The organism is Alphaproteobacteria bacterium (genome assembly GCA_019635875.1).
GTDB lineage: Bacteria > Pseudomonadota > Alphaproteobacteria > Reyranellales > Reyranellaceae > JAFAZJ01.
Map to the genome: position 1 here is coordinate 94,463 of JAHBYP010000004.1, position 14,024 is coordinate 108,486.

Sequence of the window (14,024 nt, forward strand, 5' to 3'; positions counted from 1 at the left end):
CCATGGCGCGATCCTACTTCTTCGACACGCCCCAGGCGCGCGGCTTGTCGAGCGCCCAGGATTCATAGCCCACGAGCCCGGGCGAGACCGCTTCGATGACCGGGTAGTAGTAGAGCGGCAGGATGGGCACCTGCTCGGCCATGCGGGCCTGGATCTGAAGCAGCAGCGCCTTGCGCTTGGCGAAGTCGGTGATGGTGCCGGCCTCGGTGATCATCTCGATCGCCCGGGCATCGTCCCACTGCACCGTCGCCGTCTTGGACTTGTCGCCGATCAGCATGCCGTAGATGATCAGCGGATCGGTGCGCGAGGAATAGCCGAACGACGACATCTGGAATTTGCCATTGAAGAAGTTCTGCAGCTGCGCGCCCCAGTCGAGCAGCTCGATCTCGGCCTTGATGCCGACCGCCACCAGCATCGCCTGCACCAGCACCGCGGTCTCGTACATGCCGATGTAGCGCTTGTTGGCCTGCATCCTGATCGTCTCGCCCTTGTAGCCGGCCTCGCGCAGCAGGGCCTTGGACTTCTCGGGGTCGTACTTCGGCCACGTGCCGAAGGCGGGATCGAAGTAGGCGCTCGATTGCGGCACGCCTGAAGGATTCTGCGGCGAGAGCCCTTCGGTCTTCACCCGCGCGATCTCCGCCAGGTCGAGCGCATGGGCAATCGCCAGCCGCAGCTTGGGGTTGCCGAGCAGCGGGTCCCTGGTCTGCAACAGCATGGCGGTGAGCGACAGGCCGGGCGCCGTCTGGACGGTCACGCCGCGCTTGCGCATGTCCTCGATGCGCGTGGCCTGCAGCTGCGTGACGACGTCGATCTGGCCGGCGACCAGCGCTGTCTCCGCCGCCGTCTTGTCGGGCACGACGACGAAGCGCACCTCGTCGACATAGGTCGTGCGATCGCCGCTGTAGCCGTCGCGCCTGGCCTTGAGTGGCACGTAGCCGTCGAAGCGCTCGAGCACGACGTGGCGCTCCGGGCGCCACTCCTTGAGCTTGAACGGGCCGCTGCCGATCGCCGAGTTGGCGATCCAGGCGCCCGAGGCGTCGACGTTCTTCGGGCTGGCGACCCAGACGTTGCAGATGATGTCGGCCAGCCGCGCCAGGAACAGCGGGTCGGGGGTAGCCAGGGTGAAGACGAGGGTGCGCGCGTCCGGCGCCGATACGGAGTCGACCTTGAGGTTGCGCGAGCCGTCGAACACCGGCGCGCACAGCCATCGGGTCTCGTTCGGCGCGCGCACGGGCGCCATGCGGCGGTCCCACAGCCACTTGAAGTCGGCCGCCAGCACCTTGTCGCCGTTGTGATAGGCCGCGCCGTCGCGGATGCGGAAGGTATAGACCCTGCCGTCCTCCGACACCGTCCAGCTCTCCGCCAGCGCCGGCCCGACCGTGAGGTCGTTGCGATAGGCGACGAGCTGCTCGTAGATGTGGTTGAGCACCGAGTCGGTGTTGCCGTCGGTGCGGCTGGCATCGAGGCTGCGGATGTCCGCGGTCAGCGCGATGGACAGCACGCCGCCGCGCTTGTGTTCCTGCGCCGCGGCCGTCCCGGCGACAAGCATGGCCCCGACAAGAGCCGGCAATACTCCCCTGATCGACATTGCCATCTCCCCTGACGAATCCTACTGTATTGAATATCAATACAGATGCATCGTATAATGCTACAAACCGTATCGACGGTCGGGTGTCGCTGTCAACGAGTGTTGGGAATGAGTCGCAGCAAGAAGGCCGCGAAGCGGCTGCCGGACGGCCTGGATCCGCGATTGACGCTGAGCACGGTGGTCAAGGCCATGAAGGTGCAGGAGGTGATCGGCGAGGCCGGTCGGCCACTGTCGCTGGCTGAGATCGCGAGCGCCGCCGGTATCGACCGCAGCGCGGCGCAGCGCATCGTGCACACGCTCGAAGGCCTGGGCTACCTGCAGCGTGGCGAAGGCCGCTCGGGCTTCCGCCCCGCGCAGCGCGTGCTCGATCGCTGCTTCGACTTCCTGCGCATGGACCCGCTGATCGAGCGCGCCACACCGGTGCTGCTGGAGCTGCGTCGCTCGACGCGCGAGCGCGTCGATCTCAGCCTGCTCGACGGAACCATGATCAACTACGCTGTGCGCCTGCAGAGCAAGCGCGAGACCTTCTTCGCCACGCTGATCGGCCGGCGCCTGCCAGCTGTATTCACCTCGGGCGGGCGCGCGATGATGGCGCGCATGGACGACACCGAGGTCGACGCGCTGCTCGATCGTTCCGAGCTGAAGGCATACACGCCGAAAACCATCGCCGATCGCGCCGGCATCTGGCGCAAGGTCCGCGAGGCGCGCTCCGACGGGTATGCCCTGGTGCAGGAGGAAATCCAGATTGGCGAGGTGGTGCTGGGTGCTGCCATCACCGACCGCGAGGGGCGCCCGGTCGCCGCCGTGCATATCGCCGGCTCGCTCAGCCAATGGTCGCCGCGGATTTTCCGCGCCCAGTTCAGTCCCCTGGCCATGGAAGCCACCCGCGCGCTCAGCCAATGACGAGCTGAAGCGGCGTGCCAGCGGGCCGCACAGCCTGTCTTCCCGAGCGCAAGGGCTCTTTGCGCTGCCGGAGGATCCTTGGGCTCGGGATGACAGCGCGTTTCCGACCTTGCGGCTTATGCTTTAAGAAGGCGGGGCAGGGGACCGAGACCGATGACCCAACTCCGCATTCCCGCGATCTACATGCGCGGCGGCACCAGCAAGGGCGTGTTCTTCCACGAGGCGGCGCTGCCGCCGCCGGGCCCGACGCGCGACCGCCTGCTGCTGCGGGTGGTCGGCAGCCCCGACCACTACGGCAAGCAGATCGACGGCATGGGCGCGGCGACGTCGAGCACCAGCAAGGTGGTGATCATTGCGCGCTCGAGCCGGCCGGACTGCGACGTCGACTACCTCTTCGGCCAGGTGGCGATCGACAAGCCGGTGGTCGACTGGTCGGGCAATTGCGGCAACCTCACCGCGGCGGTCGGTCCATTCGCGATCAGCGAGGGCCTGGTGGCCGCGCCGCGCGACGGCGTGGCCGTGGTACGCATCTGGCAGGCCAACATCGCCAAGCGCATCGTCGCACATGTGCCGATGAAGAACGGGGAGGTGGTCGAGGAGGGCGATTTCGAACTCGACGGCGTGACCTTCCCGGCGGCCGAGATCCGCATCGAGTTCCTCGAGCCCGGCGGCGGCGAGGACGACGAGGGCGGGCCGATGTTCCCGACCGGCAACGTCGTCGATCGGCTCGCAGTGCCCGACATCGGCACGCTCGAGGCGACGCTGATCAACGCCGGCAATCCCACCATCTTCGTCGACGCCTCGGCGCTGGGCCTGACGGGCAGCGAGCTGCAGGACGACGTCAACAGCGACGCCGCGCTGCTGGCGCGCTGCGAGACGATCCGCGCCGCCGGTGCCGTGGCGATGGGGCTGGCGAAGAGCGCCGACGCGGCGACGCGCGAGCGCCCGCACACGCCCAAGCTCGCCTTCGTCTCGCCGCCGCAGGACTACGTCGCCTCGAGCGGCAAGCCCGTGGCGGCGAAGGACCTGCAGCTCTGCGCCCGTATCCTGTCGATGGGCAAGCTGCACCACGCCATGACCGGCACCGGCGCGGTGGCGCTGGCGGTCGCCGCGGCGATCCCCGGCACCATCGTCGAGCGCATCGTCGCCGGCCGCGCGCCGGGCGCCAGCGTGCGCTTCGGCCATCCCTCGGGCACGCTGGCGGTCGGTGCCGAAGCGGTGAAGCGGGGCGACGAGTGGGTCGTCACCAGGGCGATCATGAGCCGCAGCGCGCGCCGCCTGATGGAAGGATGGGTGCGCGTGCCGGCCGACACGCTCGACGCGCAGCGCGCGCTGGCGGCGGAGTAGGGCGATGGCTGCGTCCAAGCTGATGCCACTGACGATGCTGGGCGCCGGCGTGGCGATCGCCGTCATCAACGTCGTCTCCGTCGCCGGCTGGAACGTCTATTTCGGCAAATGGCTGGCGGCGGTGCCGGTCTTCCTGGCGCTGGGCGTGGCGATGCTGATCTTCCCCGGCGCCGAGGCGCCGCCCGGCACTTCTCGTGGCGAGGAGGCCGAGCACTACTGGAAGGCCGCGCCCACATCGCGCAAGGCGATCTGGATCCTGTCGGGTGCGGTCGGCCTGGCGATCGGCCTGTACGCCGTCGATCATCTCGGTTACTTCGAGCGGTGAGCGTGGCGCTGATCGGCCTCGACTGGGGCACGACGTCGTTGCGCGGCTGGCTGATCGGCGGCGACGGCACGATCCTCGATCGCCGGGGAGGCGGGCCGGGCATCCTCGCCGTGACCGACAACGACTTCGCCTCGGCCCATCGCCGCTTCATCGATGGCTGGCTGAGCCTGCCAACGCTCGCCTCGGGCATGATCGGCAGCAAGCAGGGCTGGATCGAGGCGCCCTACGTGATCTGTCCGGGCGGTTTCGCCGATCTCGCGCCCGGGCTTCGCGCCACGCCCGACGATGCGCTGCGCATCGTGCCAGGCATCGCCTGGCAAGTGCCCGGCCTCGCGCCCGACGTGATGCGCGGGGAGGAGACGCAGATCTTCGGTGCGCTCGAGGCCGAGCATGCGTCCGGCCTGTTCATCCTGCCGGGCACCCACAGCAAGTGGGCGCGCGTGGCGGGGGGCCGCATCGTTTCCTTCGCCACCTTCATGACCGGCGAGCTCTTCGCCGTGCTGCGCCAGCACTCGATCCTCGGCCGGCTGATGGCCGAGGGCGCCATGCCCGACCTCAACGCCGCCGCCTTCGAGGCCGGCGCCGAGGTCGGCCTGCATCACGCCGACGACCTGCTGCACCGCCTGTTCGAGGTGCGCACGCTGGGCCTGTTCGAGCGCCTCCCGGCCGACGACGCGCCGAGCTACCTGTCGGGCCTGCTGATCGGCGCCGAGATCGCCGCGGCGCTGCAGCGCGAGTCGCCGGGCGAGACGCCGCCGACCCTGATCGGCGCGCGGCCGCTCTGCGCCGCCTATCAGCGCGTGCTGGCCGCGCAGGGCATTGCCGCGCGCATCGCCGACGAGGACGTCACGCCGCGCGGCCTGTGGCGCATCGCGCGCGCCGCCGGCATGATCGGCTGACATGAGCGAGACCCTGCGCGCCGCCCTGGCCAAGTGCCCCCTGATCGCCATCCTGCGCGGCATCACGCCGGAGGAGGCGCCGGCGATCGGCGAGGCGCTGGTCGAGGCCGGCTTCATCGTCATCGAGGTGCCGCTGAACTCGCCCAGGCCCTTCGAGAGCATCGCGCGGCTGGCCAAGGCGCATCCGATCCACCTGATCGGCGCCGGCACCGTGATGACGACGTCGGATGTCGATCGCGTCGCCGATGCCGGCGGCCGGCTGATCGTGATGCCGCACGCCGATCTCGACATCGTGCGCCACGCTCGGGCCCGCGGCCTGCTCTGCCTGCCGGGCATCGCCACGCCGAGCGAGGGCTTCGCGGCACTGAAGGCCGGCGCGCACGGGCTGAAGCTGTTTCCCGGCGAGATGCTGACGCCTGCGGTGCTGAAGGCGCTGCGCGCGGTGTTCCCGAAGGACACGCTGATGCTGCCGGTGGGCGGCGTCAGCGACCGCACCATGCCGGCCTACTGGGAGGCCGGCGCCGACGGCTTCGGCATCGGCTCCTCGCTCTACAAGCCGGCCATGAGCATGGCCGAAATCGCCAGGCGGGCGAAGGTTCTGACCGCTGCCGCTCGGTTACTCAAACGTTGATCTGCTGGGACCGCCGGCGTCTCGCCGGCCTTCTTCATGAAGCCGGCGAGACGCCGGCGGTCCCAGGAAGACTCAGATCGCCGGCGCCGAGCGCACGCTGCATCAGCACCGAGTCGACCCAGCGGCCGTGCTTGAAGCCGATCGAGCGCAATGTGCCGACCTCGCGGAAGCCGAACTTGGCGTGCAGGCCGATCGAGGCGGCGTTGGCGCTGTCGCCGATCACCGCGATCATCTGGCGATAGCCCAGCGCCGTGCAGCGCTCGATCAGCGCCGGCAGCAGGGCCGAGCCGATGCCGCCGCGGCGGACTTCCTGGTCGATGTAGACCGAGTTCTCGACCGCGAAGCGGTAAGCCGGTCGCGGCCGGTAGGCGCTGGCATAGGCGTAGCCCAGCACGCGGCCCTCGGCCTCGGCGACGATGTAGGGATAGCCGGCCGCGAGATAGGCCGCGCGTCGCTTCGCCATTTCCTCGAGCGACGGCGCCTCTTCCTCGAAGGAGGCCAGCCCGTGACGGACGTGATGGCCGTAGATGGCAGTGATGGCGGGCAGGTCGTCATCGCGCGAATCGCGCACAAGGGGCAGCGAGGTCATGTCCCGCAGCCTCGCACGATCCATGCCAACTTGTCCAGACAAGTTAAATATCGGCGGGTGGAGTTTCCTCGATCAGCGGCAGGGCGTACCACTCGCCGAGCACGAGTAGGTGGCCGGCGCGGAAGAGACCAGGATCAGCATGCTTGTCGTCATCCCGAGCGTAGCGAGGGATCTAAGCCCGATCCTGGATCCCTCGCTACGCTCGGGATGACAGGAAGGCGCAACATACCTCAGCGCGGCCCGACGCGCAGCGGCGGCGACCATGCTTCGGGCAGCTTGCCGACCAGGCGGACGGCCGCCTGCATGGCGACGATGTAGCCATAGGGGCCCAGCCCGGCGATCACCGCGGTGACGGCGCTCGACAGCTTGGAGTGGCGGTGCAACTCGTCGCGCGCGTGGATGTTGGAGATGTGCACCTCGATGATCGGGCCCTCGAAGATCTTCATCGCGTCGTAGATGGCGATCGAGGTGAAGGAGTAGGCGGCGGGATTGATGATCACTGCGTCGGCGCTCTGCCGCGCCGACTGCAGCAGGTCGACGATCGCGCCCTCATGGTTGGACTGGTGGAAGGAAAGCGTCGCGCCGAGCTGCCCCGCCAGCTCTTGGCAGCTCGCCTCGATCGCGCCCAGGGTCGTCGTGCCGTAGATGTGCGGCTCGCGAACGCCCAGCATGTTCAGGTTCGGCCCGTTGATGATCATCAGGCGGCTCATCGAATCCTCCTCACGTCAGTCTTGACTGTGCGGCCAGCCGCACCGGGGCGTTGGCCGCGCCGTACCCCTTGTACTGCCGGCGCTCGACGATCTCGAAGAAGAAGCGCTGGTCGAAGGTCTGGGTATAGACCTGCAGGTACTCGCCGCTCCCCTCGCGGTCGTAGAGGATGCCGTGCGCGCGCAACGCTGCGATCTGCTCGGCCGGCAGGTCGGTCTTGGCCTCCAGGTCGTCGTAGTAGTTCTCGGGGATCGGCAACAACGCCACGCCGTTGCGCTTCAGCGTCGCGACGGTGGCCCGCAGGTCGTCGGTGGCGAAGGCGATGTGCTGCACGCCCGAGCCGAAGACCTCGTTCAGGAACTTGGCCGACTGGGTGCGCGGGCTCTGCGAGGCGTTGAGCACCAGGCGCAGCCTGCCGTCGGCGGCCTCGATCACCTGGCTGCTGACCACGCCGCCGGGATCGACGATCTCCGCCGGCGCGATCTTCGCGAGGTCGAACAGCGACGTGTAGAACAGCAGCCAGGTCAGCGTCTCCTCGTAGTGCATGGACTGCGAGATGTGGTCGACGGTGCGCAGCCCGGCATCCTCGCGCGGCGGATCGTCGGGCTGGCTGAACTCGATGTCCCAGACGCGGCCCAGCTCGCTCCTGGTGTCGAGCAGGTAGACCAGGCTGCCGCCGACGCCGCGCACCGCCGGGATGTCGAGCTCGCCCGGCGCCACGGCCTGGTGGAAAGGTTGGTCGAGCAGGGCGGTGGCGCGCCTGTGCGCCGCCGTGGCGTCCTCGACGCGGATGCCCAGGGCACAGACAGCCGAACCGTGCGTGAGGTTGAAGGAATGGGCGAAGCCTTCCTTCTCGCGGTTAATCACCAGGTTGATGTCACCCTGGCGCCAGCGTGTCACCGCCTTCGACCGATGCAGGCCGGCGCGCCGGAAGCCCAGCGCGGCCAGGGTCTGCTCGAGATGGGGTGCCGCGACGTCGTCGACGGCGAACTCGATGAACTCGACGCCCGACGTGCTCGCGCGTGGCGGCATGGCGGGACGGCCGGCCGGCCAGCCGAGCTGATCGAACATGAAGCGCAGCGAGCGGTGGCCGTCGATGGCGACCGAGCGCGCCGAGCCGGCGCGGAACTGGTCGTTGAAGATCTCCAGCGACAGCGGCCCGTCATAGCCGGTGAGCGTCAGCGCGCGCATGAAGTCGAGCACCGGCAGATCGCCTTGGCCGGGGAAGTTGCGGTAGTGCCGGCTCCACGACAGGTAGTCCATCTGCAGCAGCGGTGCGTCGGCGAGCTGGACCAGGAAGATGCGATCGCCCGGGATCGCGCGCACGGCGCCGAGGTCGGTCTTGCGCGCCAGCATGTGGAAACTGTCGAGCACCAGCCCCACCGCCGGATGATCGGCGCGGCGCACCGCCTCCCAGGCGTCGCGGTAGTCGTTGATGTGGCGGCCCCAGGCCAGCGCCTCGAAGGCGATGCGCAGACCGCGCCTGGCGGCGCGTTCGCCCAGCTCGCGCAGATCGGCGGCGGCCCGGTCGATGCCGCCCAGCGCATCGGGCGAGACGTTGCTGCAGAGCATCAGCAGGTCGCAGCCGAGCTCGGCCATGACATCGAACTTGCGCTCGGCGCGGGCGAAGGCGCGCTCGCGCTGCAGGCCCTGCATGCCCTCGAAGTCGCGAAAGGGCTGCAGGGTGACGATGCCCAGGCCGAGGTCGCCGCAGATGCGGCGTACGTCGGCAGGAGAACCGTTGAACGTGACGAGGTCGGTCTCGAAGATCTCGACCGCGTCGAATTTGGCATTGGCGATCGCCTCGAGCTTTTCGCCGAGCGTGCCGCTGAGGGAAACCGTCGCGATCGAGGGCTGCATGGCGACTCCCTGGAAGGTCCGGACCCAGAATGTACCATACAGTTAATTCTGTCTGAACTAGGCCCGAACGTAGCGCAGGATGATGTCGGCGACTTCGGCGCGGCGCTTGGCCAGCGCGCGGGCGGAGGCCATGTCGCGCTTGAAGATGGTCGAGAAGGTCGCGCGGTTGGCGACGTTGAAGAAGCACAGCGCGCTGATCGTCATGTGCAGGTCGATGGCGCCGATGCCGGGCCGGAACGTGCCCTGGGCGCGGCCGCGCGCGTAGAGGCGGCTGATGGCGCTGATCGCCGTGGTGTTGACCGCCTGGATGGCGCGCGAGCGCTTCATGTGCCGCGCATGGTGGATGTTCTCGATCATCACCAGCCGGATGAAATCGGGATGGGCATTCTGGTAGTCGAAGGTGAACTCGACCAGCCGGCGCAGCGCATCCTCGGGCGACAGATGGGCGAGGTCGAGCGTCGCCTCGACGTTGCGGATGTTGCGATAGGCCTGCTCGAGGACGGCGACGTAGAGCCCTTCCTTGCTCTTGAAGTAGTAATAGATCATCCGCTTGCTGGTGCGGGTGAGCGCGGCGATGGCGTCGATCCGCGCGCCGCTGTAGCCGTGGCGCACGAACTCCGTGGTCGCGACCTCGAGGATGTTGCGGCGGACGCCTTCGGGATCCTGGATGCGCGTCGGCTTGCGGCGCGCCACGTCAGACGCTCGCCACGGCTTCCAGCTTGGGCGAGCGCTCGGGCGGCAGGTGGGCGTAGAGATCGGCGATCAGGTCCTTCTTGCGCGCCTGCCAGGCGGTCTCGTTCCAGAGGTTGCGGCGCTGCAGCGGATCGTTGGCGCAGTCGTACAGCTCGCCGACCGAGCCGTCGCCGTCGTACAGCGAGCTCTTCTCGTAGACCGTGCACACCAGCCCGTCGCGATAGATCGTGCGCAGATGCAGGCTGGTGCCCTTGAAGACGCTGTCCCACTCGGTGATAACGCGCTCGCGCTTCTGGCCCTCGGCCTCCACCGCGCCCGCCGGCAACTTCTTGCCCTGCATCCATTCCGGCACGTCCAGCCCGGCGATGGCGCAGAAGGTCGGCGCGAGATCGACCTGGCCCACCGGCCGGTCGACCACGCCGGGCGCAACGCCCGCGCTCTTCGCCGGCTTCCAGATGAAGGGCAGGCGCATCAGGGCGTCGATGTGGTAGGGGCCCTTGAACAGCAGGCCGAAATCGCCCTGCAGCTCGCCATGGTCGGTGGTGTAGAGCACGTCGGTGTCGTCGGCCCAGCCGCGCCTGGCGATCGCCTGCCACACGCGGCCGCAGGCCTCGTCGATCAGCTCGTTCTCGACATGGGTCAGCGCGTTGATCTCGCGCAGCTGGTCGGCGCTCAGATTGGCCGGCACGAAATCCGGCGGCGCCTCGAAGCAGGTCACCGTCCTGCCCTCGTACCAGTCGCGCCAGTGCTTCGGCTTGTCTTCCATCATCGCCAGCGCCGCTTCGCGGTCGGCCGGCCAGTTCGCCGGCAGCTTCTCCTGCCGCCAGGGGTGGCGGCCGATCTCGGATTGCGGCGGATCCCAGGGGTGATGCGGATCGGGGAAGCTCACCCAGCAGAACCAGTCGGCATCGGCCGGCAGTGAGTCGAGCCAGGCGATGGCGCGGTCGGCAACCCAGTCGGTGTGATAGAGGCCGCGGTCAACCGGGTTGTGCTTGACCTGGATCGCGCCGGTATCGCCGCCGCCGGCCGAGTCCTGCTCCAGGCTGGGCAGCTTCAGCACGTTGTAGAAGCCGTCGATGGTCTGCGGATGGTTCTTCGCCAGCCACAGTGGATAGTGCAGCGGGCCGCGCGCGCCGTGCGAGGCCAGCTCCATGTGGTCGAAGCCGCGATGCGGGCCGTGCTCGCCCAGCCGGCCCATGCGGTTCTCGTAGAAGCGCCCCCTGGCGTCGAGATAGGGCTCGAAATGCGCCTTGCCGATCAGCGCGGTGCGATAGCCCGCCTTGTCCTTGAGATAGGCCGCGACGCTGGGCGAATCCTCGGGCAGCGGCACGCCGTTCATCCACACGCCGTGCGTGCGCACGTACTGCCCGGTGATCATGGTCGAGCGCGCCGGCATGCAGACCACCGCCTGCGCATGGCCGCGCGTGAAGCGCACGCCTTCGGCCGCCCAGCGATCGACGACCGGCGTGCGCGCCACCGTGCCGCCGTTGCAGCCCAGCGCGTCGTAGCGCTGCTGGTCGGTGGTGATGAACAGGATCTTGCGGCCCATTGGCTCCCCCCCAAGGCGTGCCGGCATCCCGAGCGCGGTTCCGCCCTAAGGCTCGTCGGCTTCTTGCGCCAGTGTATCGAATGGATCGCCGAAGATCACATGCGCCATGGTCGGTACCTGGATGGCGCCGAGCTTTCTGTAGAAGGCCAGTGCCCGCGCATTGGTCGGCTTGGCGACCCACCAGACGAAGACGTCGCCTTGCTTCTTCGCCTCGCGCATGACCGCGGCCATCAGCCGGCGCGCCACGCCCTCGCCGCGCGCGCCTTCCTCGACAATGATGTCGTTGAGGTACAGCCCGCGCGCGGCATGGGCGGTGTCGTAGCTGTCGTGGAACATCACGTAGCCCACGACCCTGCCGGCGATCTCGGCGACCAGCACGCGCACGCGCGGGTCGTCGAACACCGCCTGACGCATCGCCTCGGGCGTGAAGTTGCCAGTCGGCTCGTTGTCGTGGACGCTGAGCGCGTGCGCCAGCTTGGCCACGGCGTCGGCGTCGTCGGGCCGCGCGGGGCGGATCGCGACAGGTTCAGAAGAAGTCAAGCGACAGCCCCTCCCGCCGGTCGCGCACCAGCTCGTAGAGCGCCACGGCGGTGGCGTTCGACACGTTGAGGCTGGGCATCGCGCCGCGCATCGGCAGGCGGGCCAGCAGGTCGCAATGCTCCAGGGTCAGCCGGCGCAGGCCTTCGCCCTCGGCGCCCATCACCAGCACGACGCGGCCGTCATGCTTGGCCGCCGACAGCAGCTGGTTGCCGCGCTCGTCGAGCCCGATCACCCAGAAGCCGGCCTCCTTCAGCTCGCGCAGGGTGCGGGCGAGATTGGTGGCGCGCATCAGCGGGATGCGCTCCAGCGCGCCCGAGGCGGCCTTGGCCAGCGTGCCGGTCTCGTCCGGCGCGTTGCGTTCGGTGACCAGCACGCCCGACGCGCCGAAGGCCTCGGCCGAGCGCAGGATGGCGCCGACATTGTGCGGATCGGTGACCTGGTCGAGCGCCACCACCACCGCCTTCTCGCCGCCGCGCGCCAGGATGTCGTCGAGTGTCGGCTCGGGCAGCGTGCCGACCGCGGCCAGCAGGCCCTGATGCACGGCGCCGGCGGGCAGGTGCGATCCGATGCGCTCGCGCGGCACGATCTCGGGTTGCGGCACGGCGCGGCCCTTGAGGTCGATCTTCGCCAGATCCTCGTGCAGGCGCTGCGCGGCCTCGGCGGTCGCCAGCACGCGGAACACCCGGCGCTGCGGATTGGCCAGGGCCGCCGTCACGGGGTGGCGGCCGAACAGCCAGACCTGCCCGCCGCCTGGCGCGCCGCCGCGCTCGCGGTCGCGCTCGAAGACGCGGGGTTCGGGGGCGCGGGACGGCCGGCGGCCGCGATCATGAGGACGATGAGCCATGGCCGCGCGCTATAGCCGCGACCGGGCGGCGACGCAAATGGCGGCGTAAGCTCACCTTACCTTCCCCCGGAGGGGGAAGGTGCCCGAAGGGCGGAAGGGGGATGTTGAAGACGGACACCGTTTCGTTGAGGCATCCCCCATCCGGCGCTACGCGCCACCTTCCCCCTCCGGGGGAAGGTAAGGCACCCCGTCACAGCGCGATCTCGACGCTTCGCGCGTGCGGTCGCGCCAGTAGAGCGTCGGTGTCGTCTTTCGCTGATCACGGTGATGTCGGGCCGCAGGCCGAGCAGCGCCTCGACCTTGCGCTCCAGCGCCATGTTGCAGTTCCAGGCGACGATCCGCATCATCGGCAGGAAACCCGATGAGGGAAGGGAGTCATCCGTAATGTCCAACGGCCTGCCGGCGCGCGAGGCGCTGACGATTCTGTTCGCCCATGTGGCGTACCGCATGGGCGACCGCTTCATGGCGCGCGGCACCGGCACGAAGTTCGTCGAGGTCCGCACCCGCGAGGACTACGAGGCGGCGATCCCGAACGCCGATGTCGTGGTGGTGTCGGGCATGTGGCGCAACGACCTGCTGCCCGGGGCCGGCAGGCTGCGCTTCATCCAGTCGATCAGCGCCGGCGTCGACCAGTACGACAAGGACGCGCTCAGGGCCAGGGGCGTGCGCCTGGCCAGCGCCCAGGGCTCCAACGAGCGCGCCGTGGCCGAGCACGCGATGTCGCTGATCCTCGCCATGTCGCGCCAGCTGCATCTCGGCCGCGACAACCAGCACGCCAGGGTCTGGCGCGGCATGATCGGCGATCTGTCGAAGCGCGAGGACGAGCTGGGCGGCAAGACGCTGGTGGTCGTCGGCATGGGCCGCATCGGCAGCCGGCTGGCGACCCTGGCCAAGGCGTTCGACATGCACGTCGTCGGCACCAAGCGCGACCCGTCTCGGGGCGCCGAAGCGGCGCATGAAGTCGTCGCCGACGGCAGGCTGCTTGACGTGCTGCCGCGCGCCGACTACGTGGCGCTGACCTGTCCGCTCACGCCGCAGACGGAGAAGCTGATCAACACGGCGGCGCTCAAGGCGATGAAGCCCTCGTCCTTCCTGATCAACGTCGCGCGCGGCAAGGTGGTCGACGAGCCGGCCCTGATCGAAGCGCTGAACGCCGGCCGGATCGCCGGCGCCGGGCTCGACGTCACGGTCGAGGAGCCGCTGGCGCAAGCGTCGCCGCTATGGACCATGCCGCAGGTGCTGGTGACGCCGCACACCGCCGGCGAGACTCGCAAGTACGAGGACAATGTGCTCGACCTGCTGATGGAGAACCTCGACCGGCTGTATCGCGGCGAGACGGCCTTGAGGAACCAGATCGTCTAGAGCGACGAGCCCGAATTCGGCGCCGCCCTGTCTTCCCGAGCGCAGCGAGGGATCCAGGGAAGCTGCCTGGATCCCTCGCTGCGCTCGGGATGACAGGTGGGTCCGATTGACCGCTCGATGCTCTAGGTCTCGGAGGCGGGTAAGCCCCGCTGACCCAAATGCCCGCGTGACTCGGTTGTGGCCGCG

13 protein-coding genes are annotated in these 14,024 nt (G+C 69.0%); 5 read left to right on the top strand and 8 right to left on the bottom strand.

All coding sequences use genetic code 11. The annotated features are described in order from the left end of the window. Positions 1–13: 13 nt before the first annotated feature. Entirely contained in the window at positions 14–1,588 is a 1,575-nt protein-coding gene (locus KF889_15180) for an ABC transporter substrate-binding protein (GenBank protein MBX3500790.1), read from the bottom strand. 108 nt (positions 1,589–1,696) lie between these two features. Between KF889_15180 and KF889_15185 the strand changes: the two genes are divergently transcribed. From KF889_15185 to KF889_15200, 4 genes are all read left to right on the top strand, one after another. Then, a complete protein-coding gene (locus KF889_15185) occupies positions 1,697–2,491 on the top strand; it encodes a helix-turn-helix domain-containing protein (protein ID MBX3500791.1) in 795 nt (264 codons plus the stop codon). 153 nt (positions 2,492–2,644) lie between these two features. Further along, positions 2,645–3,838 (top strand): 2-methylaconitate cis-trans isomerase PrpF, encoded by a 1,194-nt coding sequence (gene prpF / locus KF889_15190; GenBank protein ID MBX3500792.1) that lies wholly within the window; start codon positions 2,645–2,647, stop codon positions 3,836–3,838. Positions 3,839–3,946: 108 nt separating this feature from the next. Beyond that, a complete protein-coding gene (locus tag KF889_15195; protein MBX3500793.1) occupies positions 3,947–5,062 on the top strand; it encodes a 2-dehydro-3-deoxygalactonokinase in 1,116 nt (371 codons plus the stop codon). Position 5,063: 1 nt separating this feature from the next. Further along, complete coding sequence (locus KF889_15200) at positions 5,064–5,693, top strand: 2-dehydro-3-deoxy-6-phosphogalactonate aldolase (protein MBX3500794.1); 630 nt, start codon at positions 5,064–5,066, stop codon at positions 5,691–5,693. A gap of 34 nt (positions 5,694–5,727) precedes the next feature. On the opposite strand, the gene KF889_15205 is transcribed toward KF889_15200, so the two are convergent. From KF889_15205 to rlmB, 7 genes are all read right to left on the bottom strand, one after another. Then, a complete protein-coding gene (locus KF889_15205) occupies positions 5,728–6,282 on the bottom strand; it encodes an N-acetyltransferase (protein MBX3500795.1) in 555 nt (184 codons plus the stop codon). 230 nt (positions 6,283–6,512) lie between these two features. After that, positions 6,513–6,992, bottom strand: coding sequence for a 3-dehydroquinate dehydratase (locus tag KF889_15210; protein ID MBX3500796.1), 480 nt, complete (start codon positions 6,990–6,992; stop codon positions 6,513–6,515). A 10-nt stretch (positions 6,993–7,002) separates the two neighbouring features. Next, positions 7,003–8,850 (bottom strand): sugar phosphate isomerase/epimerase and 4-hydroxyphenylpyruvate domain-containing protein, encoded by a 1,848-nt coding sequence (locus tag KF889_15215; protein MBX3500797.1) that lies wholly within the window; start codon positions 8,848–8,850, stop codon positions 7,003–7,005. Positions 8,851–8,907: 57 nt separating this feature from the next. Further along, positions 8,908–9,543 carry a TetR family transcriptional regulator gene (locus KF889_15220; protein ID MBX3500798.1) on the bottom strand — a complete coding sequence of 212 codons (636 nt, stop codon included), beginning with the start codon at positions 9,541–9,543 and terminating at the stop codon, positions 8,908–8,910. 1 nt (position 9,544) lies between these two features. Beyond that, on the bottom strand, positions 9,545–11,092 hold the full coding sequence (locus KF889_15225; protein MBX3500799.1) for a sulfatase-like hydrolase/transferase: 1,548 nt from the start codon (positions 11,090–11,092) through the stop codon (positions 9,545–9,547). A gap of 45 nt (positions 11,093–11,137) precedes the next feature. After that, entirely contained in the window at positions 11,138–11,632 is a 495-nt protein-coding gene (locus tag KF889_15230; protein MBX3500800.1) for a GNAT family N-acetyltransferase, read from the bottom strand. Further along, the gene (gene rlmB, locus KF889_15235) at positions 11,619–12,476 is read right to left on the bottom strand and encodes a 23S rRNA (guanosine(2251)-2'-O)-methyltransferase RlmB (protein MBX3500801.1); all 858 of its coding nucleotides are present in this window, start codon (positions 12,474–12,476) and stop codon (positions 11,619–11,621) included. Before rlmB ends, KF889_15230 begins: the two co-directional genes overlap by 14 nt. Before the next feature lie 447 nt (positions 12,477–12,923). On the opposite strand from rlmB, the gene KF889_15240 reads away from it, so the two are divergent. Continuing rightward, entirely contained in the window at positions 12,924–13,838 is a 915-nt protein-coding gene (locus tag KF889_15240) for a D-2-hydroxyacid dehydrogenase (protein MBX3500802.1), read from the top strand. Positions 13,839–14,024: the final 186 nt, after the last annotated feature.

Excerpts from the sequence above, each read along its gene's own strand:
- KF889_15180 (MBX3500790.1), bottom strand. The coding sequence starts at position 1,588 with ATGTCGATCAGGGGAGTATTGCCGGCTCTTGTCGGGGCCATGCTTGTC.
- KF889_15185 (MBX3500791.1), top strand. The coding sequence starts at position 1,697 with ATGAGTCGCAGCAAGAAGGCCGCGAAGCGGCTGCCGGACGGCCTGGAT.
- prpF (MBX3500792.1), top strand. The coding sequence starts at position 2,645 with ATGACCCAACTCCGCATTCCCGCGATCTACATGCGCGGCGGCACCAGC.
- KF889_15195 (MBX3500793.1), top strand. The coding sequence starts at position 3,947 with ATGGCTGGCGGCGGTGCCGGTCTTCCTGGCGCTGGGCGTGGCGATGCT.
- KF889_15200 (MBX3500794.1), top strand. The coding sequence starts at position 5,064 with ATGAGCGAGACCCTGCGCGCCGCCCTGGCCAAGTGCCCCCTGATCGCC.
- KF889_15205 (MBX3500795.1), bottom strand. The coding sequence starts at position 6,282 with ATGACCTCGCTGCCCCTTGTGCGCGATTCGCGCGATGACGACCTGCCC.
- KF889_15210 (MBX3500796.1), bottom strand. The coding sequence starts at position 6,992 with ATGAGCCGCCTGATGATCATCAACGGGCCGAACCTGAACATGCTGGGC.
- KF889_15215 (MBX3500797.1), bottom strand. The coding sequence starts at position 8,850 with ATGCAGCCCTCGATCGCGACGGTTTCCCTCAGCGGCACGCTCGGCGAA.
- KF889_15225 (MBX3500799.1), bottom strand. The coding sequence starts at position 11,092 with ATGGGCCGCAAGATCCTGTTCATCACCACCGACCAGCAGCGCTACGAC.
- rlmB (MBX3500801.1), bottom strand. The coding sequence starts at position 12,476 with ATGGCTCATCGTCCTCATGATCGCGGCCGCCGGCCGTCCCGCGCCCCC.
- KF889_15240 (MBX3500802.1), top strand. The coding sequence starts at position 12,924 with ATGGGCGACCGCTTCATGGCGCGCGGCACCGGCACGAAGTTCGTCGAG.